A 25,949-nucleotide genomic window follows, 5' to 3' on the forward strand; every position below is an offset into this window, starting at 1 on the left:
GGGAAGTCCTATGTCGGCGGTACGCATCGGCCCATACACATTGCAAAACGGCTTGATCCTCGCCCCGATGGCGGGCGTCACCGACCAGCCCTTTCGTCAGCTGTGCAAGCGTTTGGGCGCGGGTCTAGTAGTCTCTGAAATGGTCACCAGCGACATGAGCTTGTGGAACACCCGCAAGTCGCGGATGCGCATGATCCACGAAGGTGATCCCGAGCCCCGCTCGGTCCAGATCGCCGGTGGTGATGCAAAGATGCTCGCGGATGCGGCCCGGGCCAACGTTGAGTTGGGCGCACAGATCATCGACATTAACATGGGCTGCCCGGCCAAGAAGGTTTGCAACAAGGCCGCCGGTTCCGCCCTGTTGAAAGATGAGCAATTGGTAGCCGAGATCCTGCAGGCCGTTGTCGCCGCAGTGGATGTGCCGGTCACCCTGAAGATTCGTACCGGTTGGGACCGGGACAACAAGAACGGCCTGACGGTGGCGAAGATCGCCGAACAGGCAGGCATTACAGCGCTGGCAGTGCATGGCCGCACCCGCGCCGACCTTTACACCGGTGAAGCCGAGTACGACACCATTGCCGCGATCAAGCAGGCGGTGTCGATGCCGGTCTTTGCCAATGGCGATATCGACTCAGCCGAGAAAGCCCGGCGCGTGCTGCACGCAACCGGTGCCGATGGCTTGTTGATTGGCCGGGCCGCCCAGGGGCGGCCCTGGATTTTTCGTGAGATCGAACACTTTCTGCGCACCGGTGAAGTCTTGCCGGCACCGGAGCTGATCGAGGTGGAACGTATTCTGCTAGAGCATCTGGCCGCCCTGCACGCCTTCTATGGAGACGTGATGGGGGTACGCATTGCTCGCAAGCATGTCGGCTGGTATCTCGCAACCTTGCCGGGCGCCAGGGAGTTTCGCGCCCACTTCAATCGTTTGGATGATACGCAAGCACAGGTCGCCACCGTTCGAGAGTTTTTCAGCGAGCGTGACAAGAGCCTGGGGACAGGGGACGGAGAGGGGGTGGCCGCATGACGATGATGACCGAGACTTTAGTGAGTGGAACAACACCCGTGAGCGACAACGTCAATTTGAAACAGCACCTCAACACGCCGAGCGAAGAAGGCCAGACCCTTCGCGGGAGTGTCGAGAAGGCGCTGCACAATTATTTCGCCCACCTTGAGGGCGCTTCCGTCACGGATGTGTACAACCTGGTGCTCTCCGAAGTCGAGGCGCCCTTGCTCGAGAGCGTGATGAATTACGTGAAGGGCAACCAGACCAAAGCCAGTGAGCTGCTGGGCCTCAACCGTGGCACCTTGCGCAAAAAGCTCAAGCAGTACGATTTGCTGTAAGCATTCAATCAAACCAGAAAGGCGCCCGCGTAAAACCGGTCGCCTTTTTTGCTGACTCCTTTGCTTTTGATGGAAATTGAAATGACCGACCAGACTACCCGCCTGCCGATCCGCCGTGCCTTGATCAGTGTTTCCGACAAGACCGGGATCCTCGAATTTGCCCGGGAGCTGGAAGCCCTGGGCGTGGAAATCCTCTCCACGGGCGGGACCTTCAAACTGCTGCAGGACAACGGCGTGGCCGCGGTAGAAGTTGCGGACTACACCGGGTTCGCAGAAATGATGGACGGTCGGGTCAAGACCCTGCACCCGAAAATCCACGGCGGGATCCTCGGTCGTCGCGGTATCGACGACGCCATCATGACCGAGCACGGCATCAAGCCGATCGACCTGGTGGCCGTCAACCTGTACCCGTTCGAAGCCACCATCAACAAGCCAGGCTGCGACCTGCCGACCGCCATCGAAAACATCGATATCGGCGGCCCGACCATGGTTCGCTCGGCAGCCAAGAACCACAAAGACGTGGCTATCGTGGTTAACGCCAGTGACTACGCCAACGTACTGGAAAGCCTGAAAGCCGGCGGCCTGACCTACGCCCAGCGCTTCGACCTGATGCTCAAGGCCTTCGAACACACCGCCGCCTACGACGGCATGATCGCCAACTACATGGGCACCGTGAACCAGACGGCTGAAACCCTCAGCACAGAAGGCCGCAGCCAGTTCCCGCGCACCTTCAACAGCCAGTTCATCAAGGCTCAGGAAATGCGCTACGGCGAGAACCCGCACCAGAGCGCGGCATTCTACGTGGAAGCCAAGCCGGCCGAAGTCGGCATCGCCACAGCGACCCAACTGCAAGGCAAAGAGCTGTCCTACAACAACGTGGCCGACACCGACGCCGCGCTGGAATGTGTGAAGAGCTTCGTCAAGCCAGCCTGCGTGATCGTCAAGCATGCCAACCCGTGCGGCGTGGCCGTAAGCCCGGACGCTGAAGGCGGCATTCGCCAGGCGTACGAACTGGCCTACGCCACCGACACCGAGTCCGCGTTTGGCGGCATCATCGCCTTCAACCGCGAGTTGGATGCAGAAACCGCCAAGGCTATCGTCGAGCGTCAGTTCGTCGAAGTGATCATCGCCCCTTCCGTAAGTGAAGAAGCCCGCGCCATTGTGGCCGCCAAAACCAACGTGCGCCTGCTGGCCTGCGGTGAGTGGTCGGCTGACCGCGCGGCTGCCTGGGACTACAAGCGCGTCAACGGCGGCTTGCTGGTACAGAGCCGCGACATCGGCATGATCGGCAGCGAAGACCTGAAGGTTGTGACCAAGCGCGCCCCAACCGAGCAGGAAATCAACGACCTGATTTTCGCCTGGAAAGTCGCCAAGTACGTTAAATCCAACGCCATCGTCTACGCCAAAAACCGCCAGACCATTGGTGTCGGCGCCGGCCAGATGAGCCGTGTGAACTCGGCACGTATCGCCGCGATCAAGGCTGAGCACGCCGGTTTGCAGGTAGCCGGTTCGGTGATGGCTTCCGATGCATTCTTCCCGTTCCGTGATGGCCTGGACAATGCGGCGAAAGCCGGTGTCAGCGCCGTGATCCAACCGGGTGGCTCGATGCGTGATGCAGAAGTCATCGCCGCTGCGGACGAAGCCGGCATTGCCATGGTCTTCACCGGCATGCGCCACTTCCGCCACTGACAGCACTGTCGGTGGGCACCAGCTCCCACAGAAAAGCAGCCCACAGTGCTCCCAAGAATTCAGCGTCATCCGAGGTTTTTGAAATGAATGTTTTGATCATTGGCAGCGGTGGCCGTGAACACGCCCTGGCCTGGAAAGTTGCCCAGGACCCACGTGTCCAGAAAGTATTTGTCGCACCCGGCAACGCCGGCACCGCCATTGAAGCCAAGTGCGAAAACGTCGCTATCGACGTATTGGCTCTGGAGCAACTGGCTGACTTTGCCGAAAATAATGTATCGCTGACCATCGTCGGCCCGGAAGTGCCGCTGGTTGCCGGCGTTGTGGACCTGTTCCGCAGCCGCGGCCTGGACTGCTTCGGTCCTACCGCCGGCGCTGCCCAGTTGGAAGGCTCCAAGGCGTTCACTAAGGATTTCCTGGCGCGCCACAAGATCCCGACCGCCGACTACCAGAACTTCACCGAGATCGAGCCGGCCCTGGCTTACCTGCGTGAAAAAGGTGCGCCGATCGTGATCAAGGCCGATGGCCTGGCCGCCGGTAAAGGCGTGATCGTTGCCATGACCCTGCAGGAAGCCGAAGACGCCGTGCGCGACATGCTCGCCGGTAATGCATTTGGTGACGCCGGTTCGCGCGTGGTCATCGAGGAGTTCCTCGACGGCGAAGAAGCCAGCTTTATCGTGATGGTCGACGGCAAAAACGTCTTGCCAATGGCCACCAGCCAAGACCACAAACGCGTTGGCGATGCTGACACTGGCCCGAACACCGGCGGCATGGGTGCTTACTCCCCTGCCCCCGTGGTTACCGCCGACGTGCACAAGCGTGTGATGGACCTGGTGATCTGGCCGACCGTGCGCGGCATGGCCGACGAAGGCAATGTGTACACCGGCTTCCTGTACGCCGGCCTGATGATCGACAAAGCTGGCAACCCGAAAGTCATCGAGTTCAACTGCCGCTTTGGTGATCCGGAAACCCAACCGGTGATGCTGCGTCTGCAGTCGAGCCTGGTGCTGCTGGTGGAGGCCGCGCTGGCCCAAGCGCTGGACAAGGTTGAAGCGCAGTGGGACCCACGTCCGAGCGTCGGCATTGTGCTGGCGGCCGGTGGTTACCCTGCCGACTACGCCAAGGGCGATGTAATTGAAGGCCTCGACGCAGCTGCTACGCTGGAAGGTAAGGTGTTCCATGCGGGCACCGCGCTCAAGGATGGCAAAGTTGTAACCGCAGGTGGCCGCGTATTGTGCGCCACCGCGATGGGTGCCAGTGTCGACGCTGCGCAACAACAGGCATACAAGTTGGCCGCGAAAATCGACTGGAAAGGTTGCTTCTACCGCACGGACATCGGCTACCGCGCTATTGCCCGTGAACGTGGCGAGAACCAGTAAACAGCTACCCTCCAGCAACTATCCGTTCGGTTAGGTAAGGGCCTCTGGCCCTTGCCGTACCCAGGCCGCCCCGCGCATAGTTAACCCGTGCATCAACCTACGAAGGGATTTCGCCGTGCGCTGGCTCAGGATCGCCATAGGTTTCACAGTCAGTCTGCTGACACTGCTCTGCTTGTTCCCGGCCCAGGCCGCCGCGCAAGGCAGTGGGTGGGCCGTATTGCTTGATGAACAGGCCGACCTGCAACTGAGCGACATCCGCTCCGCCCGCTACACCAATCAATTCAGCCCCATCGAACTGGACCGGATTACCGCCTCCGAGCCGGACGGTGCGTTGTGGGTACGCTTCAAGCTACAACCCGGCAAGCACGAGCAAGTGCTACGGGTATTCGCCCCGGACCTGTCCCAGTTGAACCTCTATGTACTGGACGGCGACACCCTGGTGGAGCAACAAAGCACCGGCACCCGCCAGCCCCAGTCGGAACGCCCACTGCCCAGCAGTGACTTCATGCTGCCCATGCCTCAGAGCCAGAAGCCGCTTGAGGTGTATCTGCGCCTGGTCTCGGAACACGAGCTGCGCCCCTACATCACCCTGGAACCGGCCGTACTGGCCGCCGCCGACCAGAACCAAACGCTGATCTACGGCCTGCTGTTCGGCTGCCTGCTGATGCTGATCCTGCACAACCTCACGCGATTTGCCTACCACCGCTCGCGCAGCAGCCTGTGGCTGGCAGCGTGTGAGGTGTTGCTGATGCTGAGCCTGGCGCTGTTGCTCAACCTGGTAGGGCCATGGCTGCCGAACTGGCACGCGATCCAGACCCCAGGTGCCTACCTCGCCCTGCTGCTGACCGCGCCGTGCGGGCTGATGTTTGCCTACCGATTCTTCATGCCGCTGGGCCCGCACGCACTGAACAAGCTGTTGATGGCCGACATCCTGCTGATTGTGCTGTGCGGCTTGCTGCTGTTGTTCGTCAACACCTTGCCGCTGAACATCATCACCTATGCACTGGTGGCCCTGGCCGGCTTAAGCATGCTATTTGTCTCGGCCTATCACTGGCAGCAAGGCTACCGGCCGGCACGGTTGTTCGTGGCGGGCATGGTGGTGTTCAACATCGGCACGTTGATCATCCTCCCGGCCCTGCTCGGGCTGACGCTGGTTGCGCCGCAAGGCTTGATCGTCACTCTGCTTGGGTTTATCTGCATCAGCGGCTTATTGATGAGCCTGGCCCTGGGCGAACGCCAACGCGCGATTGTCGAGGCACGCTTCAGCCTAAGCCGCGACCTGGCGGCCAGCAACGCCGAGATCGCCGCCAAGGCGGAGTTCCTGGCGAAGATCAGCCACGAAATTCGCACCCCCATGAACGGCGTGCTGGGCATGACCGAGCTGCTGCTGGGCACGCCGCTGTCGGTGAAGCAGCGTGACTACGTGCAGACCATCCACAGCGCCGGTAATGAACTGCTGACCTTGATCAACGAGATCCTCGACATCTCCAAGCTGGAGTCCGGGCAGATCGAGTTGGACGACGTACAGTTCGACCTGAATGCGCTGATCGAAGACTGCCTGAGTATCTTCCGCGCCAAGGCCGAGCAGCAGAACGTAGAACTGATCAGCTTTATCCAGCCACAAGTGCCGCGCGTCATCAGCGGCGACCCGACGCGGCTGCGCCAGGCACTGTTGAGCCTGCTGGAAAACGCCCTGCAAAAAACCGATGAGGGTGAGGTGCTGATCGTCGTCGCCCTCGACGAACGCAGCACCAAACCACGCCTGCGCATTGCCGTGCAAGACAGCGGCGTGCCGATGGAAGCCGCCGAACGCGACGCGTTGCTGCACAGCGAATTGCACAGCAAGAACTTCCTCTCGGCCACGCGCTTGAGCGGCCACTTAGGTCTTGTCATTGCCCGCCAGCTGATCCTGCTGATGAACGGCGAGTTCGGCATCAAGAGCGGCAGCCACGAAGGTAGCACCCTGTGGCTGACCCTGCCGCTGGACCCGGAACGCCTGGAGCACCCGACCTCCGACCTCGACGGCCCACTCAAAGGCGCACGCGTGCTGGTGGTGGACGACAACGACACGTGCCGCAAAGTGCTGGTGCAGCAATGCACGGCCTGGGGCCTGAACGTCAGCGCCGTGCCGTCCGGCAAAGAAGCCTTGGCGTTGCTGCGTACCAAGGCGCACCTGCGCGATTACTTCGACGTAGTGCTTTTGGACCAGAACATGCCCGGCATGACCGGTATGCAACTGGCGGCGAAGATCAAGGAAGACCCGAGCCTGAACCACGACATCCTGCTGATCATGCTCACCGGCATCAGCAATGCGCCGAGCAAGATCATCGCGCGCAACTGCGGGATCAAGCGCATCCTCGCCAAGCCGGTGGCTGGCTATACGCTCAAGACCACCCTGGCCGACGAACTGACCCAACGCAGCAAAGGCGTGGTGCAGCCACGAGCTGCCCTCAGCCCCCCTGCTGCGGTGACCGTGCCTGCCGATTTCCGCATCCTGGTGGCCGAGGACAACAGCATCTCCACCAAAGTGATTCGCGGCATGCTCGGCAAGCTCAACCTCAACCCGGATACCGCCAGCAATGGCGAAGAAGCGCTCGAAGCCATGAAGGCCCAGCGTTACGATTTGGTGTTGATGGACTGTGAGATGCCGATCCTCGATGGTTTTTCCGCCACTCAGCAACTACGCGCCTGGGAGGTCAGCCACCAGCGTATTCGCACGCCGGTGGTCGCGCTCACGGCGCACATTCTGTCGGAACACAAAGAGCGTGCACGCCAGGCCGGGATGGATGGCCATATGGCCAAGCCTGTGGAGTTGTCGCAGTTGCGTGAACTGGTGGAGTTCTGGGTGGCGCAGCGACAACAGCGTCCTGAGCACGCACCTTCCTGACCTGAAATTCAATCCAAAGGTGGAAGCGGGCTTGCTCGCGAATGCAGTGTGTCAGTCAATGCATCTTTAACTGATCCAGCGCATTCGCGAGCAAGCCCGCTCGCACATTTGATCTGTGCCGCCTGATAGACTCTCCGAACTTCCACCACCGCGAGCCGCCCCCCATGCTCCACGTGTTATTCAGCGTTTACCTGAAGATGCTGGTGCTTTACAGCCCATTCTTTGTGCTGTCCTGCTTCATCAGCCTGACCCGTGGTTATTCGAGCAAGGAACGCCGACGCCTGGCCTGGAAAGTGGCGCTGGCAACGCTGGTCTCAAGCCTATTGCTCTACCTCTTCGGCCGAGTGATTTTCAGCGTATTCGGCATCACCGTGGACGCCTTCCGCATCGGCGCTGGCAGTGTGCTGTTCATCTCCGCCCTGGGCATGGCGCAGGGCAAATCGGCCGTGCAGACCGACAATGTGCAGCAGGACGTGACCATCGTGCCGCTGACCATCCCGCTCACGGTCGGCCCCGGCACCATCGGTGCGCTGTTGGTGATGGGCGTCAGTCAGCCGCACTGGGATGACAAGATCACCGCCATCCTCAGCATCGCCCTGGCCAGCCTCACGGTGGGTGTGGTGCTGTACTTGTCCAACCGTATCGAACGTATTCTGGGTGACCAGGGCTTGCAGATTGTCAGCCGGTTGATGGGGTTGTTCGTGTGTGCCCTCGCCGCACAAATCATCTTTACCGGGGTGCGCGGCTACCTGGTGCCTTAAATTCGATATTGAGCGATCGCCAATTGCACTTTATCGCCCGCGCTCTCGCGCATGAGCTGGAGAGTCTTTTCGTTGACGACCGAGGTATTCAGCACCAGGCAAGTCTGCCCGCTGAAAGCCTCAAACGCAGCGCTGTCCCACTCCAGAAACGGCAGCCCCAGCTGTTTGCTCACGCCGTGAGAGCTGTAGGTCACCAGCACCATCGTCACTTCACCCTCGGCTTCGGCACAGGACGCCAGGCCGAAATCTCCTCCCTGGTGCACCGTGCTGTTGCGCTTGAACAGCTCGAATGAAGCGGGTTGCCGCTTCAGCGCCTCCAGCGCGTCGGCCGCCAGTTTCGGCAGTGCGGCGAGCAATGGCCCGGCCAGCGACGTCGATGTCAGCATCGTCGCAATCATATTCAGCGCCGCCAGTTGCACCGTCAGGCCCTTGCCGGAGCTCGACACCCGCTTGAAGCGGCTGCGCACCGGCAGCCAGCCCAGACTGACCATCACCTTGATAAATTCGTCGTACCAGATCTCGGTACCGCGCTGTACTTTCAACACATCACTGACATAGCTGCTCGCCAGCAGGTAGCTCTTGCGAACGTACTCCCGGTTCAGGGCGGACATGCCCTCAATAAACGAGATCACCCCGTTGTTCACCACGGCCGCGTTGCAATCATCCTCCACGGTGCCCACCGGTACAGAGGGTGTCTTTCCCGGTGCACCTGGCAGCTTGTAGGCGGCAATCAACTTGCGCCTTTTCGCACTGATGATCCTTTTGCGATGTCGCTCCATTTTCAGTTCTCCACAAGCACCCCACATGGGGTTTTCCTTCACACTAGTCCAGTGGCAGGCGGGCTTTCCAGGCGACAAACATCGCTTGGCCCACCCGTGGAAAAAGCGCCACCCAGTAATAACGAGGCGTACCCGCGGACCTTCCGGATTTCATCGAAAAAAAAAGAAAAAGCTCCGAGTAGCAGCAGGTTTTCACCTAGCGTTACTCGGAGCTTTCTTGCATGCGTCAGGCTGTTTTCAGGTGGCGGGTTTGTTGCCATACCAGCGTGGCGTGTACACCCACTCACCGCCACCGGCGCGCGGGAAGACGCACGTGGTGGAGGAACCGATCAGCACCATGGTGCGCATGTCGACCTGCTCGGGCGTCAGTTGCCCAAGCGTGGTGACGCGCAGAGTCTGGCCTGGGCGGCCGATATCGCGCCCCAACACCACCGGCGTCTGTGGCGTGCGATGCAACGCGACGATTTCCAGCGCGCGCCCCAATTGCCAAGGGCGAGAACGCGAAATCGGATTGTAGAACGCCAGCGCCAGGTCGGCCTGGGACGCAAGGTCCAAGCGTTTTTCGATGATCGACCAGGGCTTGAGGTTGTCCGACAGCGACATCACGCAGAAGTCATGACCCAACGGTGCACCCGCCTGGGCGGCGGTGGCCAGGGAAGCTGAGACACCCGGCAGAATCTCCAGATCGACCTGATGCCACGCAGGGTCACTCGACTCGTGCAAGGCCTCGATCACGGCGGCAGCCATGGCGAACACGCCGGGGTCACCCGACGACACCACCACCACGGAGCGGCCCTGCGCGGCCAGTTCAAAGGCGTGCCGCGCGCGCTGCATCTCTTCGCGGTTATCCGTGCTGTGTTGAACCTGATCGTCGCGAAATGGGCCAGCCATGCGCACATAGGTTTCGTAGCCCAGCACGTCGGTGCAGCGCGCCAGTTCAGCCTTGACGGCCGGCACCATCAACTCGGCGGCGCCCGGGCCCAAGCCGATCACCGCCAGGCGGCCACGCGGGCGCCCGACGAGCGCCAGGTCCAAGGGCTGCTCGGCGACGCTGATGACGATATCGGCGTCTGGCTTGATGCTGGAGAAACGCAGCGGCACACCCAATTCCAATGCAGCTTCATGCAGCGAAGCGTCGGCCATCTGCGTTTCGCTGGCCAACAGACAGGCCAGAGAGTGCGCCGCAATGCCGGCGCCATGTAAAGCCGCACGCACACGCTCAGCCAATTGCGCGCCGGGTTTACAGGTAACGCAGACGTTCTGTGGGTAAATCAGCAACTCGTTGGCGGCAGGCACACGCTCAGCGCTGCTCACATGAATCGCCAGGCGTGCCTGCTGATCCTGAGGCAAATTGGCCTGGTCCAGCCAGGGCGCGGCGCCTTCGATACGCACGCTTTCGCCAGCCAACAGGTCCGAGACAAAACGCTTGCCCAGCTCCAGGTCGGCCAGTTGATACCCCGCAGGCGGGTTGAGCAGGCAGGTGCCGAAACGCAGCTCGCCACTGGTGGTGATCGCGGCAGACACGCCCAACGCGGCAGCGATGTCGCGCGCCATCACGTTCACGCCACCGAGGCCGCCGAGCAAGGGCACCACGGCGCTGCCGTCTTCGGCCACCGCCAACACGGCGGGTTCTTCACCCTTCTCCAGCAGCAGCGGCGCCAGGGTGCGGATCACGATGCCGGCGGCGCACAGGGCAATCAGCGGCGTGCCTTGTTGATAGAGCTGGCGCAGGGTCGCGCCGAACTCGCTGTAGGTCTGGTCGGCACCTTCAACCCGCCCGGCCAAGCCATGAATCAACGCGCCGGGGTAGAGCTGCGCAATCTTGCGCGCCGTGGTCAGGCTGCCCTGACCCAGAATGACGATCGCCGGGCGCATCAACCTTGCCACCGTTCACCCGGCACGATGATCAGCGAGAAGTACGGCGAAGACGCCGGGTCGACCTGATCCAGCGGCACGATTTTCTGGTTGGCCATGGTCGCGCGCTCCACATACAACGCGCGCTCGGCCAAGCCGAGTTCTTCCAGCACCTGGCGCACCTTGGGGAAGTTGCGACCGAGCTTCATGATTACCGCCGCATCAGCATCCGCCAGGCGGCGCTTTAGGTCGTCGTGGGGCAGCACGCCCGAGAGCACCGACAGGCTCTGATTGCGATACACCAACGGTGCGCCGAGCACCGAGGCGCCGCCGAGCATTGAGCACACGCCGGGGATGACGTGTGCTTCATAGCGCTCGGCCAGGCGGTCGTGCAGGTACATGTAGGAACCGTAAAAGAACGGGTCGCCTTCGCAGATCACCGCCACATCGCGGCCGGCGTCCAGGTGTGCGGCCACCTCGAGACTGGCGTTGTCGTAGAAGTCGCTGATCACTTGCTCGTAGGACAGCGGCGCCGGCAGCACTTCGGTGGTCACCGGGTACACCAGCGGCATCAGGGTCTGCTGCGCAACCAAGTGGTCTTCGATGATGCCAAAGGCGTTGCCCTTTTTGCCCTTGGCCACGAAGTAGGCCACCACCGGCGATTCGCGTAGCAGGCGCAGGGCCTTGAGGGTAATCAGTTCCGGGTCACCGGGGCCCACGCCGAGGCCAATCAAACGTCCACGTGCCGGCATTATTCGACCTCCGTGGCCAAGGCGTTGACCGCAGCGGCGGCCATCGCACTACCGCCCAGGCGGCCTTGCATGATCACGAACGGCACGCCACGGCTGTCCGCCGCCAGCATCGCCTTGGATTCGGCGGCGCCGACAAAACCCACCGGAAAACCCAGGATCAACGCCGGTTTCGGCGCGCCGGCGTCGAGCATTTCCAGCAGGTAGAACAATGCGGTCGGCGCGTTGCCAATCACCACCACGCTGCCTTCCAGGTGCGGACGCCATAGCTCCAAGGCCGCAGCGGAGCGGGTATTACCCAACTCTCGCGCCAACTCAGGCACGCTGTCGTCGCGCAAGGTGCAGATCACTTCGTTGTTGGCCGGCAGACGCGCGCGGGTCACGCCTTCGGAGACCATCCGCGCATCACACAGAATCGGCGCGCCAGCGGCCAGCGCATCGCGCCCGGCTTTGCCTGCGCCGTCGGAGAACTGCAGGCCGTCGATAGCCTCGACCATGCCACACGCATGAATCACCCGCACCGCGAGTTTTTCCAGGTCGGCCGGGATGCGGTCCAACTTAGCTTCCGCGCGAATAATGGCGAAGGAGTTGCGATAGATCTCCTGACCGTCGCGGATGTAATCAATCATCGGTGTTGCTCCGTGAGCGTGCGCGTAACAGGGCGCCCGCCGCTTCAATGGAAAGAGTGCGCGCGTGCAGCCGGCCGAAACCGGGTTGGGCTGCGTCGCGAAAATAGACGTCGTAGTGGCCGGGGCTGACCGCCAGCAAGGTGACCGGCGCGGTGTGCGCCGCAGCGCAGGAACGTGGACAGCCAGACAGGTGCGCCTCGACGCCCGGCGCATGCGCCGCCAGTTGTACGGCGTCAGTCTTGGTGTCGGCCAGGCCTTTGCCGCAGCCGCTGGAGCCGGTGCAAGCGATCAGGCGGGCCAAGGGCTGGTCGACTGAGCAGAGGAAGCCCAGCTGCGCCAAGCGTTCGGTCACAGCGACTGCGCGTTCGATATTAGGCAGTAACACGCCTTGCCAGGGCGTGAAACGTAACGTCCCATCGCCGTACTCGCTGGCCAGTCGCGCGACGCCTTTGAGCATCAGCGGATCCAGGCGGCCCAATGGCGCAACTGCCGCGACGTAGAACTGATTTTTCTGCGGCTGTGGATAACTGCCCAGGTGCAGCAACGCGCCACTGGCCGGGCGCTGGAAGCCCTCCACCGGCAGCAACGGCAGGCTGAGGCGGCTTAATATGTTATCCACAACCAGATGGCGCATGCGTGTTTGCTCTGGCGTCGCCAGATCGAGAAACGCTTCCAGCACCGCCACCACCAGTGCATGGCCCTGGTCCAACGGCACCGCCGCCACCGGCGCATCGAGCCCCGGGCAGCCGGCCAGGCCGAATGCCAACAGCGTCTGGCCATTGCGTACAAATGCTGACAGCCACAAGTCATGATGATGCTCAAGCATCGCCAGGGCTTCACCGCCATCCAGCTGTATCGCGAACTTGGCCGACAGCTCGTGGAACCGCGCATGGTTTTGCAGGGTGGCAAGGATCTGCGCGGCCAGCGGGCGCGTGTCGAACAGCATCTGTGGGTCGATACCGGCGCTGGGGCTGAGCATCAGATTGCGCACATCGTCGCCGGCGGCATTGCTCGGCCCGAGATCGGCGGCCAGCAGCATCGCGATCAGGGCCTCCTGCTCGGCGCCGATCCCTCGAATCTGCAGGTTGGCGCGATTGGTTGCCTCAATCACCCCGCCCGCATAGGCCTGGGCCGCGTCCGCCACGGCATGGGCCTGGCCCGCGCTGATCGAACCACCGGCCAATTTGATCCGGCAAATGCCGCCATCCAACGCCTGGACGATACGCAGCAACCCCGGACAAGCCGAGGGGCGCAAGGTATTCACAGCGGGCGTTGGGTTCACGGGGCTACCGGTTGACAGGTAAAGGCGCGGTATTATGCCTGCTTTGTCCGGCGGCATGAAAAGCCTGCCCGTCGGATGTCGTTCAAGGAATTGCTATGTCGCCCTGGCTGACGGTTGTAGGCATCGGTGAAGACGGCTTCAAGGGGCTGGGCAGAAACGCCCGGCATGCCCTGTTGCGCGCCACTCGGATTATAGGCGGCCAGCGTCAGTTGGACCTGTTGCCGGTGTGTATTCGTGGCGAGCGCCAATTGTGGCCGAGCCCGTTTTCCCTGGGCCCAGTATTGGCGCGGCGCGGCGAGCCTGTGTGCGTGCTGGCCAGCGGCGACCCGATGTTCTACGGCGTGGGCGCCAGTTTGGCGCGGCAGATGGCGCCTGAAGAGTTGCTGGTTTTACCGGCACCATCGTCGGTATCGTTGGCGGCGGCGCGTTTAGGTTGGCCGTTGCAGGACGTGGTGACGTTGTCGCTGGTCGCTCGGCCGCTTGCGGCGCTGAATGCGCATCTGGCCAGTGGCGTGCGGCTGCTGGTGTTGAGTAATGACGGGCGCAGCCCTGCTTTGATTGCCTCGCTATTGGTTGAGTCCGGGTTTGGGCCCAGCCGGTTGACGGTGTTTGAACACCTCGGCGGCGCGGATGAGCAGCGCATCGACGCACTGGCCCAGTCGTGGGAGCGCACCTCGGTCGCCGACTTGAACCTGGTCGCCATCGACTGCCTGGCCGACGCCAATACGCCACGCCTGTCGCGCCTCGCCGGTCTGCCCGATTCGGCCTTCAAACACGACGGCCAACTGACCAAGCGCGATGTGCGTGCCCTGACCCTCGCGCGCCTGGCGCCGATGCCCGGCGAATTGCTCTGGGATGTGGGCGCGGGCAGCGGCTCTATCGGCATCGAATGGATGCGCACTCACCCGAGCTGCCGTGCGTTGGCGATTGAGGCCGATACGGGTCGCCAAGGCCTGATCGAACAGAACCGCGACGCCCTCGGCGTGCCCGGTTTGCACCTGATTCGTGGCACGGCCCCGGATGCATTACACGGTTTAGAAGCGCCGGACGCGATCTTCATCGGCGGCGGCGTCACCCGCGACGGTGTGCTCGACACCTGCTGGCAGCACTTGCGCCCCGGCGGCCGCTTGGTGGCGAATGCCGTGACCCTGCAAAGCGAAATGACCCTGATGGCCTGGCGAGCCGAGCACGGTGGAGAGCTGACCCGTATTCATGTGGCCCAGGCGCAGCCGCTGGGTGAGTTCGATACCTGGCGCCAGGCGTTGCCGATCACGCTGCTGGAAGTGGTCAAGCCGTTATGAAACGCATCCTGCTGTTGGGCGGCGTGACGGAAGCGCTGGCCATCGCCCGCACGCTCGGTCCGGAGCATATCTACAGCTTGGCGGGTGTTGGGCGTGTGCCTGCCGACCTCACCTGCCACGTGCGCGTCGGTGGTTATGGCGGGGTTGAAGGGCTCGCGCAGTTTGTTCGCGATGAACATATCAGCCTGATCCTTGACGCCACGCACCCCTATGCGGCGCAGATCAGTCGCAACGCCGCCCTGGCTGCGCAGTTGTGCGACATTCCTTGCTGGGCCTTGCGCCGCCCCGCGTGGCAGCCGCAGGCGGGGGATGACTGGCGTGAGGTCTGTGATTGGGCTGAGCTGATTGAAGCGTTGAAACCCTTCAAGCGTCCGTTGTTCACTCTTGGGCGCGAGCCGTTGCAGCATCTTGACGAGATTCCGCCGGGGCAATTCTGGACACTGCGTGCGCTGGATGTGTATCCCGGCAATGCACGCTGTGAAGTCATCGGCGCGCGTGGGCCGTTTCTGATCGAGGATGAGCGCGCGTTGTTTGAGCGGCGTGGGATTGATGTATTGATCAGCAAGAACAGCGGAAGCACGGCCACTGAACCGAAGCTGGAAGTGGCTCGCGAGCGAGGGGTACCGGCCTTGGTGTTGAAGCGTCCGATGTTGGCTGCTGTGGACCGGGAGTTTTTGTCGCCCGCAGAAATAATCGACTCATTGGCAGATTTCATTCGATAGATCAGGATCATCCGCCAGCCTCTATCAAACCTACTGGTTACCTCAAGGGACGGCGATGAACCAACAATACGAAGTGCTACACGCCAAGAACAACTCAAGCCAGACTCAATTATATTCTGGAGCTGACATGATAGAAGTTAAAGAGGCCGTACAAGTTGCCAAGGCTGCAGCAAACGACGTCCTCGGGCAAGAAACGCAGTTGCAAGAGCTCATGCTTGAGGACGTCGAGCTAAACCCAAGCAATAACACATAGGTAATCACGTCAGGCTTTAATGTTCCAACCGCTGACAACTATGAAAGATTAGACGCGTCCTTAGCCGGACGAATGCACACAAGAAAATACAAAACATTCATCATAGATTCGCGGACGGGTGATTTCCGCTCCATGAAGATCCGCGAAGTATCGTGGTTCCCGACTATCATGAAGGCAACCACTGCGACACCAAACCACACCTGCGCTTTTTACTTATCCCCACCGATCAGGCTAAATACCCACCTGATCACCTAACCCTACGGATTGTCCGCCATGGCCCGTCAACGCTTTGCAATTGTGTGGATCGCCTGCTTTGCAGTGCTGTTCAACGCCTTTGCCATGCCGATGGCCAGCGCGATGCAGCAGTCCAGCGATCCGGTTCAGCAACTGCTGTGGGGCAGTTTCTGCTCGTCCAATGGCGCCAGCCTGAAGACCATTGCCCTGGGCAAGCTGGACATTCCGGCGCCGCAGCAAGACGACCACTCCGCCATGCAGCATTGCTGGTGTTGCTCGGGCTCGCCGCCGCTGGTGGCATTGCCGGGGCATGTGCCGCAGTTGTACGTCACACGGCTTGCGGCGGTGCAAAGTCTGCCGCCGCTGTTATTGCAAGCCCCAAACCCGCGCCAGCAATGGCCAAGCCTCAACCCGCGCGCCTCTCCGACGGTCTGATTTCTTCGCAAGTGAACTGCGTTTAGAACTGTTCTGGAGAACTGCCATGCTCAAATCTTCCCTGCTTCTGGCTGCGTTGTTGCTGCCGGTGTGTGTTGCTGCCAATGCCGATGATTACAAGGCCGGCAACTTGCTGGTCAGCGATCCCTGGTCTCAGGAATTGCCGCCCAATGCGCCGACCGTCGCGGCGTACTTTGTGATTCATAACACCGGGGAATCGCCGGACCGTCTACTCAGCGTTGAAACGCCGGTGGCTGACAAAGCCGAGCTGCATGAGCACGTGATGCAGGGCGACCTGATGAAGATGCAACAAGTGCCCAGCGTTTCCGTACCGGCCAAGGGTGATTTGACCTTCGCACCGATGGCTTATCACGTGATGCTGCTGGGCCTCAAAGACCGCAGCCTGCTGGCCGATGGCAAGCAATTCCCACTGACCCTGACGTTCGAAAAAGCCGGTAAGGTTGAAGTGGAAGTCACGGTTCAGAAAACGCCGCCAGCGGCTGGCCACGAGCATATGCACGCTCAATAGGCCAACCTTGATGGGCGCCCCTCGCGCCAGGTTATCCACACACCGACGCAGGCCCACAGGCTTGATGCGCGGTAGTTGGATCAGCCTGTTCGCCATGCTGATGATTTTTATCGGTCCGCTGATTTCCCAAGCGATGCCGATGGATCATCACGCCGGTATGTCGATGGAAATGTCCATGGACATGCCCAGTTGCCATGGCGACGCACCGCAACACAGCAAAACCCCTGACGAGCACCACGTCCTCTGGGAAAAGTGCGGCTATTGCAGCCTGCTCTTCAGTTGCCCGGCCCTGCCCGGCAGCGTGTCCTACGTCACCCTCGGCACCCCGCCGCCAGCCAACGCCCTCCCCCCCGCCCCGCGCCTGGGCTATGCCCGGCAGAGCATCTTCCCCGGCGCCCGCAGTCGCGCCCCGCCCATCACTTCGTAAGCCCTTCACACCCCCACTTCACACCGGCCGACTTTAGACAGACAGCCGCAGGCTGCTGGCCGTGTTGTTTACGATTGATTGATGGAATTTTTCATGTCCAGGTTTTCTGCTGACACCCGTTTGGGATGTACCCCTGTTCTGGCCGTGCTGTGTGGCGCCTTGCTGGCGCCCCACGCACAGGCTGAGGATCACGAATTGAGCCCCACGGTAATCACCGCGATTGCCCCCAGCTCGCCGTTGACCGTAATCACCAACCCCAAAGACCCACGCCAGCCGGTGCCCGCCAGCGATGGCGGTGATTACCTCAAGACCATCCCCGGCTTTGCCCTGGTGCGCAACGGTGGCACCAATGGCGACCCGGTGCTACGCGGCATGTTCGGCTCGCGCCTGAACATCCTCACCAATGGCGGCATGATGCTCGGTGCCTGCCCAGGCCGAATGGACGCGCCCACCTCGTATATTTCGCCGGAAACCTACGACAAGCTCACCGTGATCAAAGGCCCGCAAACCGTACTCTGGGGCCCGGGCGCCTCGGCCGGGACCATCCTGTTCGAGCGTGAGCCGGAGCAGTTCGGCGAGCTGGGCACCCGGGTCAACGCCAGCGTGCTGGCCGGTTCCAACGGGCGCTTCGACAAAGTCATCGACGCCGCCGCCGGCGGGCCGCTGGGCTATGTGCGAGTGATCGGCAACCAAGCGCATGCCGATGACTACAAGGATGGCAACAATGACACAGTCGCCTCACGCTACGACAAATGGAACGGCGACGTCGCGGTCGGTTTCACCCCCGACGCCGACACCCTGCTGGAACTCACCGCCGGCCGTGGCGATGGTGAAGCCCGCTACGCCGGGCGCGGCATGGACGGTTCGCAGTTCTTGCGCGAAAGCCTGGGCCTGCGTTTCGAGAAGTCCAATATCGGCGAGGTGCTGGATAAGGTCGAGGCCCAGGTCTACTACAACTACGCCGACCATGTGATGGACAACTACAGCCTGCGCACGCCGTCGGGCACCGGGATGATGGCCGGGCCCATGGCCTCCAACGTCGACCGCCGCACCCTCGGCGCGCGGATCAAGGCCACTTGGCGCTGGGCTGATGTGCAGCTGATCAGCGGCCTGGATGCGCAAACCAACGAACACCGCCAGCGCAGCAGCATGGGCATCGACACCTACAAGAATCTGCCGCGCAACAAGGACGCTAACTTCCACAACTACGGCGTGTTCAGCGAACTGACCTGGTACGCCGCCGACCGCGATCGTCTGATCACCGGTGCGCGCCTGGACCGTGCCTCGGCCAAGGATTTCCGCCAGCGCACGGGCTCAGGAATGATGTCGCGCCCCAACCCGACCGCCGACAACACCCGTGCCGACACCTTGCCATCGGGCTTTGTGCGCTATGAACACGACCTGGCCGACACGCCCACCACCGTCTACGCAGGGCTGGGCCACGCCGAGCGCTTCCCGGATTACTGGGAGCTGTTTTCGCCCAACACCGGCGCGGTCGGTTCGGTGAATGCTTTCGATGGCGTGAAACCGGAGAAAACCACCCAGTTCGACTTCGGCGCGCAGTACAAAACCGCCGACCTGGAAGCCTGGGCCTCGGGCTATATCGGCCGGGTGCAGGACTTTATTCTGTTCGACTACAAGCCTGGGATGATGGGCACCACCTCCCAGGCGCGCAATGTCGACGCGCGCATCATGGGGGGCGAACTGGGTGCTGCGTACAAGCTGACGCGCAACTGGAAAGCCGACGCCAGCCTCGCCTATGCCTGGGGCAAGAACAGCAGCGACGGCCAGGCCCTGCCGCAAATGCCGCCGCTGGATGCGCGCTTCGGCCTCACTTACAGCGAGGATGATTGGAGCGCCGGCGCCTTGTGGCGGGTGGTCGCGGCGCAAAACCGCATCGACCAGAACAAGGGCAACGTGGTCGGCAAAGACTTCGACAAGAGCGGCGGCTTTGGCGTGTTCTCGCTAAACGCGGCGTACCGCATCAATAAAAACTTCAAGGTCAGCACCGGCGTCGACAACCTGTTCGGCAAAGCCTATGCCGAGCATTTGAACCTGGCCGGTAACGCAGGGTTCGGCTACCCGGCCAACGACCCGCAAGCCATCAAGGAACCGGGGCGCACGCTCTGGACCAAGGTGGACATGAGCTTCTAAAAGCATCGGGAGCAAGCCCCTCCTACATTTGAATGTATTCACAAATCAAAATGTGGGGCGGGCCTTGCTCCCGATGGCGGCATCACTGCCACAAAAAAATAACGCCTTGCGGAGCACCCTGATGAGCACTCAAAAGATTTCCTTCTACAACCTGGCCTGGCGCTGGCACTTTTACGCCGGCCTTTTCGTCGCCCCTTTCATGGTGCTGCTGGCCCTCACCGGCATCATCTACCTGTTCAAACCCCAGCTCGACCCACTGATGTATGGCGACCTGCTCAAGGTGCAAAGCGCCGAGCACGCACTGAGTGCCGACGAGCAATTGCAACGCGCCCAGGCGGCCTTTCCCCAAGGCAAGATCAGCAAATATTTGCCGCCTGCCGACGCCACCAGCAGCGCGCAGTTCGTGATGCACAACGACGGCCGCGAAATGACGGTATTCGTCGACCCCTATCGCGGCACCGTACTCGGCGAACAGGACGCCAAATACAACCTGCAAGCCATCGCCCGCGCGTTGCACGGTGAGCTGATGATCGGCACCGTCGGTGATCGTTTGGTGGAGCTCGCCGCCGGTTGGGGCGTGATGCTGGTGGTGTCCGGCGTGTACCTGTGGTGGCCGCGCGGCAAGTCGTCGGCAGGTGTGCTGTGGCCACGCTTTAGCAGTCGTGGCCGGGTATTCTGGCGCGATATGCACGCGGTCGCCGGCTTCTGGGGCGCCGCATTCTTGCTGGTCATGCTGCTCAGCGGCATGACTTGGACGGGCTTCTGGGGCAAGCAATACGCCGAATTGTGGAACAAATTCCCCGACGCCATGTGGAACAACGTGCCGCAGTCCGATCAGCAGGCCCGGGTGCTCAATACCGCCAGCCAGCAAACCGTGCCCTGGGCCATGGAAAACACGCCGATGCCGATGTCCGGCGACCACGCCGAACACATGAACCACGGCGCCATGCACTCTGGCCCGGCCGCCCCCACCGTGCGCCTGCAACACGTGGTCGACCTGGCCAACGCACGTAAGGTCGAGCCCGGCTACAGCATCACCTTCCCCACCAGCGCCGACGGCGTGTTCACCGTCGCGGTGTTCGCCAACGACCCGCGCAACGACGCCACCCTGCATGTGGACCAGTACACCGGTAAAGTCCTGGCCGATGTGCGCTGGGAGCACTACAACCTCGTCGCACGGGCAACCGAGACCGGTGTGATGCTGCATGAGGGCAAGATGTTCGGCTGGGTCAATCAACTGATCGTGCTGGTGATCTGCCTGATGATCCTGCTCAGTGCGGTGAGTGGCGTGGTGATCTGGTGGAAGCGCAGGCCACAAGGTGGGCTGGGTGTTCCGCCACTGCGCCACGACCTGCCGAAGTGGAAAACCGCGATGGTGATCATGCTCGGGCTGGCGATCATTTTCCCGTTGGTAGGCGCGTCATTGATTTTGGTAGGGGCGCTGGACCGCCTGGTATTGGCGCGGTTTTTCAACCAACGTGAATCCGCCTCAGGTTCAGCATGAACCCGCCGAGATGCCCACGGCAGAGGCTTTCTGTAGCCTTGTGCGACTTTTGTCGCGCAGCCAATAAGTGTTAACTTATAACACTTTCTGCGTTATCGTTGCTCGCCGCGCCTTGCGGCGAGCAACCCCCTCATGAAGCGATTGATCGACTGATGAACAAGTACCTAGCGTCCGGCGTGTGCCTGCTCGCCCTGCATCACAGCGCCCACGCCCTGACGCTGCCCGCCAGCCCCGTGACCGCGCCCGCGGTGGACGACGAACGAGTCGACCTGAACACCCCGACCACTGCCGGCTCACGCCTTAACCTCACGGCCTTGCAAACGCCCGGCAGTGTCGAGAGCCAAACCGGCGTGAAAATTCGCGAACGCGGCGACGCCAGTGTGCAGGACGCCATTTCCCGCGCCACCGGCATCAGCCGCACCGGTACACCGGGCGATGGCGGAACGTCGTTGCAGGCACGCGGTTTTACCGGGCAGAGTTCGGTCATGCAGCTCTACGACGGCAACCGCATGTACACCGGCATGGGCACCTCGACCTTCCCGGTAGACACCTGGGCGGTAGAGCGCGTGGACGTCCTGCGCGGCCCAGCTTCGGTGCTGTATGGCGAAGGCGCCACCGGTGCAGTGGTCAATACACACTCGAAAAAGCCCTTCACCGGCGACATCGAAAACCATGTCCGCCTGGGCTACGGCTCTTATGATCGCCAGCAGCAAGCCCTGGACAGTGGCGGCTCGCTGACCGACACGCTGAGCTATCGCCTGAACCTCAACCGCCTGCGCAGCAACGGCTTCATCGACCGTGGCGACTCCAGCAGCGATTTCGTCAGCGGCGCCTTGCGCTGGCAACCGGCTGACAACCTGAGCTTCACCCTGGCCAGCGACTACGGCGACCAGCGCCCGCAAAATTACTTCGGTACACCGTTGCTCAACGGCCAATTGCACAAGAGCCTGCGCGACAAGAACTACAACGTCAGCAACGACACCTTGCACTACAACGATCAGTGGACGCGCCTGACCAGTGAGTGGCAACTCAACGACAATGTCAGCGCCACCAACGAGCTGTACTACCTGAAAAACCAGCGGCGTTGGCAAAACGCAGAGAACTACAACTTCACCAACGGCCAACTGACCCGCAGCGGCAACTTCGGCATCAAGCACAACCAGGAACAGGTCGGCGACCGCCAGACCTTCACCTTCAAGCACACACTGTTTGGCCTCGACAGCCAGACCGTGGCCGGTGTGGAATACAACCGCATCCGTTTCCGCCTCACCAGCAACTCGCCCTTTGACGACGTGCTCAAAGAAGGCCAGCCGATCGACCTGTACCACCCGGCGCCCGCTGTGTTTCAAAGCCAAGACCCGTTCAAACCGGTGTTCGCCACCACCACTAAAACAGTCGCCGGCTTTGCCGAAAACCGCTTGCAGCTCACCGACCAACTGGCGCTGGTCACCGGTATTCGACGCGACTACGCACACATCGACCGCGATGATTTACGCGATGGCAGCCAGTCCGACAAAACCCTCACCGGCAACAACTGGAAGGCCGGCTTGGTCTACGCGATCACTGCGGACACCTCGGTCTACGGCCAGTACGCCACCAGCACGGATGGCGTCGGCGGCCTGATCTCCTTGAGCCCGGGCCAGCAGCAGTTCGACCTGTCCACGGCTAAGCAAAGCGAAATTGGCATCAAGCAGGCGTTCTGGGACCAGCGTGGCGAATGGACGTTGGCGGCCTACCACATCGTTAAAAAGAAACTGCTCACCGATGTACCGGGCAATCCGGCCCTCAAGCAGCAGGTTGGTCAGCAATCCTCCAATGGTCTGGAAGCCAGCCTCGACCTGCAACTGCCCAACACCTGGCAGTTGCAAGCCAACGCTGCGATCGTGCGTGCGCAGTACGACGAGTTCAAACAGGATGTCGCCGGCGTGCAGGTATCGCGTGACGGCAACCGCCCGGTCGACGTACCGCGCCGCACCGCCAACCTGTGGCTGAGCAAGGCCATGACCGACAACATCCGCGCCGGCGCGGGCGTGCGCTACGTTGATGCGCGTTACGCCGACATGGCTAACCAGAACGAGCTGCCGAGCTACACCGTGGTCGACGCCACCGTGTCGTGGAAGGCACTGCACAACACCACCCTGGGCCTGCAACTGAACAACCTGTTTGACCGCACCTACGCCGTCAGCCAATACAACGATGGCCAACAGTGGATCCTGGGTGAACCGCGCTCGTTTTTCGTCACCGCGGACTACACCTTTTAACCGATACACACCATTGCAATTGTGTTGAACCAGAGAACATTGATGACCTCACTCACCCTCACCGACCTGGCCTGGACACCACCGGGCCACGACCACTGCGCGCACCAGTTCCAGCTGCGTGACGCCAGCCTGCAGGTCGGGGCGGGAGAGTTTGTCGGGCTGATCGGTCCCAATGGCAGCGGCAAGACCAGCCTGTTGCGCTGTGCCTATCGCTTCAGCAAACCGGAACACGGCGACGTGTTGCTTGAGCATCAGAATGTGTGGAAGCAAAGCGCCAAATGGTGCGCGCAACGCATCGCCGTGGTGCTGCAGGAGTTCCCCGACGCCTTTGGCTTACGCGTGGATGAAGTGGTCGCCATGGGCCGCACACCGCACAAGGGTTTGTTCGACAGCGACACGCTGCACGACCAACAGCTTGTTCGCAGCGTGTTGGCATCGGTAGGCATGCAGGACTTCGAAGACCATGCTTTCGCCACCCTGTCGGGCGGTGAGAAACAACGCGTGATCCTGGCCCGCGCCCTGGCCCAGCAACCGCAACTGCTGATCCTCGACGAACCGACCAACCATCTCGACCCGCGCTATCAGCTGGAACTGCTGCGGCTGGTCAAGCGCTTGAACATCGGCACCCTGGCCAGCATCCACGACCTGAACCTGGCCGCCGCCTTCTGTGATCGCCTGTACGTGATCAACCACGGGCGCATCGTTGCCAGCGGCACACCCCACGAGGTGCTGACTGTCGAGTTGCTGCGCAATGTGTTTGCCGTTGAAGCCCTGATAGACACTCACCCCTTGTCCGGCTACCCCCGAATCACCTGGATAACCCAACCATGATCCTGCGCGCCCTGCTGTCTCTCGCCCTGTTGCTCGGCACTGCTCAAGCGTTTGCCCAAGCGACTCATTACCCGGTGACCGTCAAAAGTTGCAACCGCGACGTGACCTTTCAAGAAGCACCGCAGCACGCGGTCAGCCACGACATCAACATGACCCAGATGATGCTCGCGCTGGGCCTAAAGTCGCACATGGCAGGCTACAGCGGCGTGACCGGCTGGAAGTCGGTCACGCCCGAAATGGCCGAGATCCTCGACGGCCTGCCAGAACTGGCGAGCAAGTACCCGTCGGTGGAAACCCTGCTCAATGCCAACGTGGATTTCTTCTTCGCCGGCTGGGATTACGGCATGCGCGTGGGCGGCGATCTCACGCCGCAAACCCTGCAACCGTTGGGCATCAACGTGTATGAGCTGACCGAATCGTGCGCATTTGTAATGAAGCGCCCGGCCGCCACGCTGGATGACACCTATAACGACTTGCGCAATCTGGGCAAGATCTTCGATGTGCAGGACCGGGCCAATGCGCTGATTGCACAGATGCAGGCGCAAGTGGCCGAGGTGCAAAACGACCTGCCCGCCGACAAGCCGCGCGTGTTCCTGTATGACAGCGGTGAAGACCGCGCCATGACCTCCGGACGTTTGGGTATGCCGCAAGCGCTGATCAGCGCCGCTGGCGGGCGCAATATACTCGATGATATCGACGCCAGCTGGACACGCGTCAACTGGGAAACCGTGGTGGAGCGCAACCCGCAGGTGATCGTGATCGTCGACTACAGCGAGATCACCGCCGAGCAGAAAGAGCAGTTCCTGCTCAATAACCCGGCCTTGCAATCGGTGGACGCCATCAAGAACCAGCGTTTTATCGTGATTCCCTACGTGCAAGCCACGCCGGGTATCGACAATGTGCTGGCGGTGGAAACCCTGGCCAAGGGGTTTCACGGCGAATGATCAACCGTCGCTACGCCCTGTTGTTGTGTGCCCTTGGCGCGCTGTTACTGGTCTCTTGCGTGGTCTCGCTGGGGTTCGGCTCGGCGCGGGTGCCGGTGGGCGTAGTGTGGCGGATTTTGCTGAACAAGGCCTTCGGCTTCGGTGAAGTGAGCTGGAGCATCGGCCAGGAACATATCGTGTGGTTGATCCGTGTGCCGCGCATGCTGCTCGGCACGCTGGTGGGCGCCGGGCTGGCGTTGATCGGCGCAGTGTTGCAGGCCGTCACGCGTAACCCCCTGGCCGACCCGCACCTGCTTGGCGTGACCTCCGGCGCCACGCTGGGCGCAGTGATCGTGGTGTTGCATGTGGGGGAAGTCGTCGGCCTGCTGACCCTGCCTATCGCGGCGTTTATCGGCGCGATGCTGAGCATGCTGGTAGTACTGGCCGTGGCCAGCCGCCATGGCCGGCTGGAAAGCGATCGCCTGTTGCTGTGCGGCGTGGCCGTGTCGTTCGTAATGATGGCGGCAGCCAACCTGCTGCTGTTTCTGGGCGACCATCGCGCCGCCTCGGCGGTGATGTTCTGGATGCTCGGCGGCCTGGGCCTTGCTCGCTGGGAACTGCTGGCGATCCCCGCCGCGACAGTGCTGCTGGGGTTATTGCTGCTGCTGGGCATGGCGCGGCCGTTGAATGCGTTGATGGCCGGCGAGCAAACCGCCGTGACCCTGGGCCTGAACGCGCGTAGCGTGCGGCTCAAGGTGTTTCTGATCGCCTCCTTGATGACCGGCGTGCTGGTCTCCATCAGCGGCTCCATCGGCTTCGTCGGGCTGATGGTGCCGCACATCGCCCGACGCCTGGTGGGCGCCGAGCACCGGCGATTGCTGCCGGTGTGCGTGCTGCTAGGCAGTGTGTTCCTGGTGTGGGTCGACGTCGCGGCACGCACCCTGATCGCCCCCGAAGACCTGCCCATCGGCGTGGCGACGGCGGCGATTGGCGGGCTGTTTTTTATCGGTTTGATGCGCAAACGTTAA

Annotated in this window: 23 protein-coding genes; 18 read left to right on the plus strand and 5 right to left on the minus strand. The window is 61.9% G+C overall.

Going from position 1 to position 25,949, the window contains the following annotated elements:
• The first annotated feature begins 10 nt into the window (after window positions 1-10).
• The 6 genes from dusB (at window position 11) to FW764_RS08285 (ending at window position 8,054) form a co-directional block, all read left to right on the plus strand.
• Window positions 11-1,024, plus strand: a complete 1,014-nt coding sequence (dusB, locus tag FW764_RS08260) for a tRNA dihydrouridine synthase DusB (protein WP_446433516.1) — start codon at window positions 11-13, stop codon at window positions 1,022-1,024.
• Window positions 1,021-1,341 (plus strand): DNA-binding transcriptional regulator Fis, encoded by a 321-nt coding sequence (gene fis, locus FW764_RS08265; protein ID WP_002555375.1) that lies wholly within the window; start codon window positions 1,021-1,023, stop codon window positions 1,339-1,341. Before dusB ends, fis begins: the two co-directional genes overlap by 4 nt.
• An 81-nt stretch (window positions 1,342-1,422) precedes the next feature.
• A complete protein-coding gene (gene purH, locus FW764_RS08270) occupies window positions 1,423-3,030 on the plus strand; it encodes a bifunctional phosphoribosylaminoimidazolecarboxamide formyltransferase/IMP cyclohydrolase (protein ID WP_446433517.1) in 1,608 nt (535 codons plus the stop codon).
• 83 nt (window positions 3,031-3,113) lie between these two features.
• Window positions 3,114-4,406, plus strand: coding sequence for a phosphoribosylamine--glycine ligase (gene purD, locus FW764_RS08275; RefSeq protein WP_446433518.1), 1,293 nt, complete (start codon window positions 3,114-3,116; stop codon window positions 4,404-4,406).
• 115 nt (window positions 4,407-4,521) lie between these two features.
• Window positions 4,522-7,293, plus strand: a complete 2,772-nt coding sequence (locus tag FW764_RS08280) for a response regulator (protein WP_446433519.1) — start codon at window positions 4,522-4,524, stop codon at window positions 7,291-7,293.
• 164 nt (window positions 7,294-7,457) lie between these two features.
• A complete protein-coding gene (locus tag FW764_RS08285; protein ID WP_446433520.1) occupies window positions 7,458-8,054 on the plus strand; it encodes a MarC family protein in 597 nt (198 codons plus the stop codon).
• Here FW764_RS08285 and FW764_RS08290 read toward each other — a convergent pair.
• The 5 genes from FW764_RS08290 to cobG form a co-directional block, all read right to left on the minus strand.
• Window positions 8,051-8,833, minus strand: a complete 783-nt coding sequence (locus tag FW764_RS08290; RefSeq protein ID WP_446433521.1) for a hypothetical protein — start codon at window positions 8,831-8,833, stop codon at window positions 8,051-8,053. The genes FW764_RS08285 and FW764_RS08290 overlap by 4 nt on opposite strands.
• A 237-nt stretch (window positions 8,834-9,070) precedes the next feature.
• Window positions 9,071-10,708 (minus strand): precorrin-3B C(17)-methyltransferase, encoded by a 1,638-nt coding sequence (cobJ, locus tag FW764_RS08295; protein ID WP_446433522.1) that lies wholly within the window; start codon window positions 10,706-10,708, stop codon window positions 9,071-9,073.
• Window positions 10,708-11,439, minus strand: coding sequence for a precorrin-2 C(20)-methyltransferase (locus tag FW764_RS08300; protein WP_446433523.1), 732 nt, complete (start codon window positions 11,437-11,439; stop codon window positions 10,708-10,710). Before FW764_RS08300 ends, cobJ begins: the two co-directional genes overlap by 1 nt.
• The gene (locus FW764_RS08305) at window positions 11,439-12,065 is read right to left on the minus strand and encodes a precorrin-8X methylmutase (RefSeq protein ID WP_446433524.1); all 627 of its coding nucleotides are present in this window, start codon (window positions 12,063-12,065) and stop codon (window positions 11,439-11,441) included. The genes FW764_RS08300 and FW764_RS08305 overlap by 1 nt, the downstream gene beginning before the upstream one ends.
• The gene (gene cobG / locus FW764_RS08310; RefSeq protein WP_446433525.1) at window positions 12,058-13,404 is read right to left on the minus strand and encodes a precorrin-3B synthase; all 1,347 of its coding nucleotides are present in this window, start codon (window positions 13,402-13,404) and stop codon (window positions 12,058-12,060) included. Before cobG ends, FW764_RS08305 begins: the two co-directional genes overlap by 8 nt.
• A 38-nt stretch (window positions 13,405-13,442) precedes the next feature.
• Between cobG and cbiE the strand changes: the two genes are divergently transcribed.
• The 12 genes from cbiE to FW764_RS08370 all read left to right on the plus strand — a co-directional run bounded on the left by cbiE (window position 13,443) and on the right by FW764_RS08370 (window position 25,949).
• The gene (gene cbiE, locus FW764_RS08315; RefSeq protein WP_446433526.1) at window positions 13,443-14,648 is read left to right on the plus strand and encodes a precorrin-6y C5,15-methyltransferase (decarboxylating) subunit CbiE; all 1,206 of its coding nucleotides are present in this window, start codon (window positions 13,443-13,445) and stop codon (window positions 14,646-14,648) included.
• Window positions 14,645-15,370 (plus strand): cobalt-precorrin-6A reductase, encoded by a 726-nt coding sequence (locus FW764_RS08320; RefSeq protein WP_446433527.1) that lies wholly within the window; start codon window positions 14,645-14,647, stop codon window positions 15,368-15,370. The genes cbiE and FW764_RS08320 overlap by 4 nt, the downstream gene beginning before the upstream one ends.
• A 55-nt stretch (window positions 15,371-15,425) precedes the next feature.
• Window positions 15,426-15,623, plus strand: a complete 198-nt coding sequence (locus tag FW764_RS08325; protein WP_446433528.1) for a hypothetical protein — start codon at window positions 15,426-15,428, stop codon at window positions 15,621-15,623.
• Between the two features lie 273 nt (window positions 15,624-15,896).
• Window positions 15,897-16,292, plus strand: a complete 396-nt coding sequence (locus FW764_RS08330) for a DUF2946 domain-containing protein (protein ID WP_446433529.1) — start codon at window positions 15,897-15,899, stop codon at window positions 16,290-16,292.
• A gap of 46 nt (window positions 16,293-16,338) precedes the next feature.
• Window positions 16,339-16,821 (plus strand): copper chaperone PCu(A)C, encoded by a 483-nt coding sequence (locus tag FW764_RS08335; protein ID WP_446433530.1) that lies wholly within the window; start codon window positions 16,339-16,341, stop codon window positions 16,819-16,821.
• A 64-nt stretch (window positions 16,822-16,885) separates the two neighbouring features.
• Window positions 16,886-17,248, plus strand: a complete 363-nt coding sequence (locus FW764_RS08340) for a DUF2946 domain-containing protein (protein ID WP_446433531.1) — start codon at window positions 16,886-16,888, stop codon at window positions 17,246-17,248.
• Between the two features lie 93 nt (window positions 17,249-17,341).
• Window positions 17,342-19,402, plus strand: coding sequence for a TonB-dependent copper receptor (locus FW764_RS08345; RefSeq protein WP_446433532.1), 2,061 nt, complete (start codon window positions 17,342-17,344; stop codon window positions 19,400-19,402).
• A 121-nt stretch (window positions 19,403-19,523) separates the two neighbouring features.
• Window positions 19,524-20,906: a PepSY-associated TM helix domain-containing protein gene (locus FW764_RS08350; protein ID WP_446433533.1), complete on the plus strand. Its 1,383-nt coding sequence runs from the start codon at window positions 19,524-19,526 to the stop codon at window positions 20,904-20,906.
• Window positions 20,907-21,058: 152 nt separating this feature from the next.
• A complete protein-coding gene (locus FW764_RS08355) occupies window positions 21,059-23,167 on the plus strand; it encodes a TonB-dependent receptor (protein WP_446433534.1) in 2,109 nt (702 codons plus the stop codon).
• A 42-nt stretch (window positions 23,168-23,209) separates the two neighbouring features.
• Window positions 23,210-23,998: an ABC transporter ATP-binding protein gene (locus FW764_RS08360; RefSeq protein WP_446433535.1), complete on the plus strand. Its 789-nt coding sequence runs from the start codon at window positions 23,210-23,212 to the stop codon at window positions 23,996-23,998.
• Window positions 23,995-24,942 carry an ABC transporter substrate-binding protein gene (locus FW764_RS08365; RefSeq protein ID WP_446433536.1) on the plus strand — a complete coding sequence of 316 codons (948 nt, stop codon included), beginning with the start codon at window positions 23,995-23,997 and terminating at the stop codon, window positions 24,940-24,942. The genes FW764_RS08360 and FW764_RS08365 overlap by 4 nt, the downstream gene beginning before the upstream one ends.
• Window positions 24,939-25,949, plus strand: a complete 1,011-nt coding sequence (locus tag FW764_RS08370; RefSeq protein WP_446433537.1) for a FecCD family ABC transporter permease — start codon at window positions 24,939-24,941, stop codon at window positions 25,947-25,949. Before FW764_RS08365 ends, FW764_RS08370 begins: the two co-directional genes overlap by 4 nt.

It is taken from the genome of Pseudomonas sp. 1152_12 (assembly GCF_052850675.1).

What these genes read in the sequence shown, in the direction of transcription:
- dusB (WP_446433516.1), top strand. Translation starts at nt 11, where the DNA reads ATGTCGGCGGTACGCATCGGCCCATACACATTGCAAAACGGCTTGATC.
- fis (WP_002555375.1), top strand. Translation starts at nt 1,021, where the DNA reads ATGACGATGATGACCGAGACTTTAGTGAGTGGAACAACACCCGTGAGC.
- purH (WP_446433517.1), top strand. Translation starts at nt 1,423, where the DNA reads ATGACCGACCAGACTACCCGCCTGCCGATCCGCCGTGCCTTGATCAGT.
- purD (WP_446433518.1), top strand. Translation starts at nt 3,114, where the DNA reads ATGAATGTTTTGATCATTGGCAGCGGTGGCCGTGAACACGCCCTGGCC.
- FW764_RS08285 (WP_446433520.1), top strand. Translation starts at nt 7,458, where the DNA reads ATGCTCCACGTGTTATTCAGCGTTTACCTGAAGATGCTGGTGCTTTAC.
- FW764_RS08290 (WP_446433521.1), bottom strand. Translation starts at nt 8,833, where the DNA reads ATGGAGCGACATCGCAAAAGGATCATCAGTGCGAAAAGGCGCAAGTTG.
- cobJ (WP_446433522.1), bottom strand. Translation starts at nt 10,708, where the DNA reads ATGCGCCCGGCGATCGTCATTCTGGGTCAGGGCAGCCTGACCACGGCG.
- FW764_RS08300 (WP_446433523.1), bottom strand. Translation starts at nt 11,439, where the DNA reads ATGCCGGCACGTGGACGTTTGATTGGCCTCGGCGTGGGCCCCGGTGAC.
- FW764_RS08305 (WP_446433524.1), bottom strand. Translation starts at nt 12,065, where the DNA reads ATGATTGATTACATCCGCGACGGTCAGGAGATCTATCGCAACTCCTTC.
- cobG (WP_446433525.1), bottom strand. Translation starts at nt 13,404, where the DNA reads ATGCCGCCGGACAAAGCAGGCATAATACCGCGCCTTTACCTGTCAACC.
- cbiE (WP_446433526.1), top strand. Translation starts at nt 13,443, where the DNA reads ATGTCGCCCTGGCTGACGGTTGTAGGCATCGGTGAAGACGGCTTCAAG.
- FW764_RS08320 (WP_446433527.1), top strand. Translation starts at nt 14,645, where the DNA reads ATGAAACGCATCCTGCTGTTGGGCGGCGTGACGGAAGCGCTGGCCATC.
- FW764_RS08325 (WP_446433528.1), top strand. Translation starts at nt 15,426, where the DNA reads ATGAACCAACAATACGAAGTGCTACACGCCAAGAACAACTCAAGCCAG.
- FW764_RS08330 (WP_446433529.1), top strand. Translation starts at nt 15,897, where the DNA reads ATGGCCCGTCAACGCTTTGCAATTGTGTGGATCGCCTGCTTTGCAGTG.
- FW764_RS08335 (WP_446433530.1), top strand. Translation starts at nt 16,339, where the DNA reads ATGCTCAAATCTTCCCTGCTTCTGGCTGCGTTGTTGCTGCCGGTGTGT.
- FW764_RS08340 (WP_446433531.1), top strand. Translation starts at nt 16,886, where the DNA reads ATGCGCGGTAGTTGGATCAGCCTGTTCGCCATGCTGATGATTTTTATC.
- FW764_RS08345 (WP_446433532.1), top strand. Translation starts at nt 17,342, where the DNA reads ATGTCCAGGTTTTCTGCTGACACCCGTTTGGGATGTACCCCTGTTCTG.
- FW764_RS08350 (WP_446433533.1), top strand. Translation starts at nt 19,524, where the DNA reads ATGAGCACTCAAAAGATTTCCTTCTACAACCTGGCCTGGCGCTGGCAC.
- FW764_RS08355 (WP_446433534.1), top strand. Translation starts at nt 21,059, where the DNA reads ATGAACAAGTACCTAGCGTCCGGCGTGTGCCTGCTCGCCCTGCATCAC.
- FW764_RS08360 (WP_446433535.1), top strand. Translation starts at nt 23,210, where the DNA reads ATGACCTCACTCACCCTCACCGACCTGGCCTGGACACCACCGGGCCAC.
- FW764_RS08365 (WP_446433536.1), top strand. Translation starts at nt 23,995, where the DNA reads ATGATCCTGCGCGCCCTGCTGTCTCTCGCCCTGTTGCTCGGCACTGCT.
- FW764_RS08370 (WP_446433537.1), top strand. Translation starts at nt 24,939, where the DNA reads ATGATCAACCGTCGCTACGCCCTGTTGTTGTGTGCCCTTGGCGCGCTG.